Source organism: Phenylobacterium sp. (assembly GCF_036263695.1).
Classification (GTDB): Bacteria; Pseudomonadota; Alphaproteobacteria; order Caulobacterales; family Caulobacteraceae; genus Phenylobacterium.
On sequence record NZ_DATAGM010000125.1, the window covers coordinates 1 to 2,540 of the forward strand.

General features: G+C 68.6%; 2 protein-coding genes. Both read left to right on the forward strand.

Annotation, left to right across the window (positions count from 1 at the left end):
* The coding region (locus VHK87_RS04915; protein ID WP_329633778.1) for an MFS transporter at positions 1-1,283 on the forward strand (1,283 nt) is incomplete at its 5' end.
* Between the two features lie 61 nt (positions 1,284-1,344).
* Positions 1,345-2,418: an extracellular solute-binding protein gene (locus VHK87_RS04920; protein ID WP_329633779.1), complete on the forward strand. Its 1,074-nt coding sequence runs from the start codon at positions 1,345-1,347 to the stop codon at positions 2,416-2,418.
* Positions 2,419-2,540: the final 122 nt, after the last annotated feature.

A 2,540-nucleotide genomic window follows, 5' to 3' on the forward strand; every position in this document is an offset into this window, starting at 1 on the left:
CCTACGAAAAGTTCGTTTGGGACAATCTCAAGCGGAACTACATCGGCCACTATCTGCACGGCATGCTGGGGATGACCGGCTTCCGGCTGGTCAACGCCCCCACCTTCCTGCCGGCCTACCTGTTCGCCCTGTCGGGCTCGAACACCATCGTCGGCCTGGGCCTGGCCCTGCAGCAGGCCGGCGGGATCATCTCGCCGATCTTCGGCGCCACCAAGATCGAGCACCGGACGAAGGTCATGCCCGCCGCCATCTGGATGGGGGGCCTGGCGCGCGTCCAGGTGCTGGGGATGGCGATCGCCGGCTGGATGCTGTCCGGGCAGGCGCTGGTCACCGCCCTGCTCTTCTTCATGTTCATGTTCGGCCTGTTCATGGGCACCCAGCGGGTCGTGTTCTCGATCCTGATGTCCAAGGTGATCCCGATCAGCAGGCGAGGGCGGCTGCAGGCCTGGCGCAACGCCACCGGCGGGGTGATCGCCGCCGCGCTGGCCTACGTCGCCGGCCGCTACTTCATCGACGCCAACCTGTTCGGCAACGGCTACTCGACGACCTTCCTGTTCGCCTTCGTGCTCACCAGCCTCGGGCTGACGGCGCTGCAGTGGCTGATGGTCGAGCCGGAGCCGCCGACCGTGCGCCAGAAGACCCGCTTCCGCGACCGGCTGAAGGACTTCCCGGCCCTCATCAAGTCCGACCGCGGCTTCATGTGGTTCATGATCGTCCAGATGCTGACGGTCTCCGGCCGCATGGCGGTGCCGTTCTACATCCTGTTCGTGTCCAACTCGATCGAGCTCACCGGCGCCAATCTCGGCGGGCTGACCCTGGCCTACCTGGGCGCGGACACCCTCTCGAATCTCCTGTGGGGCTACCTCGGCGACAAAACCGGCTTCCGCAGGATCATGCTGGCCTCGATCGCCCTGTGGATCGGCGCCACGCTGCTGCTGATCGAGTCCCAAGCCATCGCCGGCCTCACCGGCCTGGACATCACGATCCCGATCTTCCTGGCCTTCTTCGGCCTGGGGGCCAGCCAGTCGGGGTACATGATGAGCGCCGGCACCATGATCCTGGAGTTCGGGTCGCGCGACGAGCTGGCCATGCGGGTGGCCTTCTCCTCCACCGCCGAGGGCATCATGGCCTCGGCCGGGCCGCTGCTCGGCGGGGTGATCGCCGCGACCTTGGGCTATCAGGTGCTGTTCGGGACCTCGATGGCCTTCCTGACGGCGGGGCTTGTGGTCCTGATCTTCCGGGTGCGAGAGCCGCGGACCTCGAGGCTGACCCTGCAGGGCTGAAAAGTTGCGAGCCGTTCGCAACTGTGCGACTAGCTCGGCCACAGTAGCTTGAGGCCGACACATGACGCGCTTGATCGCCGCCCTCGCCGCCGCCGCCCTGGCCCTCACCGCCTGCGGCCAGCAACCGGCTGAGAAGACCGAGGCGCCTGCGACCCAGCCGCCGGCCACGCCCGATCCGGCGAAGGGTGCGGTCAACCTCTACACGGCCCGGCACTACGACGCCGACCTGCAGCTCTACGACGCCTTCACCCGGGCGACCGGGATCAAGGTCAACCGCCTGGAGATGAACCCCGACCAGATTATCGAGCGGATGAAGGCAGAAGGCGCCTCCTCGCCCGCCGACGTGGTGATCATGGCGGACGCCGGCGCCCTGTGGCGGGCGCAGGACGCCGGCCTTCTGGCGCCGACGAAGATAGCCGAGCTGGAGCAGGTCATCCCCGCCAACCTGCGCGCGCCTGAAGGTCAGTGGTACGGCTTCTCGCGCCGGGCGCGGGTGATCGCCTACGACAAGGCTAAGGTGAAGCCGGAGGAGGTGGCGACCTATGAGGCCCTCGCCTCGCCGCGGTTCAACGGGCAGGTCTGCGTCCGCTCGGCCGACAACGTCTACAACCTCTCCCTGATGGCGGCGCTGATCGAGCGCTGGGGCCCGCAGAAGGCGCAAGCCTGGGCCAAGGGCGTGGTCGCCAACATGGCCCGCCCGCCCCAGGGCGGCGACATCGACCAGATCCGCGCCGTGGCCGCCGGCGCCTGCCAGGTGGCCCTGACCAACAGCTACTACTTCCTGCGGATCGTCCGCTCCGAGGCCGCCGACGACCAGCGCGTCGCGCAGGCGGTGACGCTGAGCTTCCCAGATCTGGGCGGCCAGGGCACGCACGTGAACATTTCCGGAGCCGGCATCGCCGCCAACGCGCCGAACCGCGCCCAGGCCGAGCAGTTCCTGCGCTTCCTGACCACCCCGGAGGCCCAGAGGATCTTCGCCGGCGCCAACAACGAGTTCCCGGTCGCCGCCGGCGTCGAGACGCCTCCCGAAGTCGCCGCCTTCGCGACCTTCAAGGCCGACCCCCTGCCCGTCTCCACCTACGGCCGCCGCCAGGCCGAGGCCCAGGCGATCTTCGACCGGGCGGGCTGGCGGTGAGCACGAGCACCTTCTTCTCCTCCCATTCATGGGAGGAGGGGACCGCCCGAAGGGCGGTGAGGAGGGCCTGCGGCGCTTGCCCTCTCCACCAGGCCTGCAGCCTGGTCCCCCTCTCCCATGAA

What these genes read in the sequence shown, in the direction of transcription:
- VHK87_RS04920 (WP_329633779.1), top strand. Translation starts at nt 1,345, where the DNA reads ATGACGCGCTTGATCGCCGCCCTCGCCGCCGCCGCCCTGGCCCTCACC.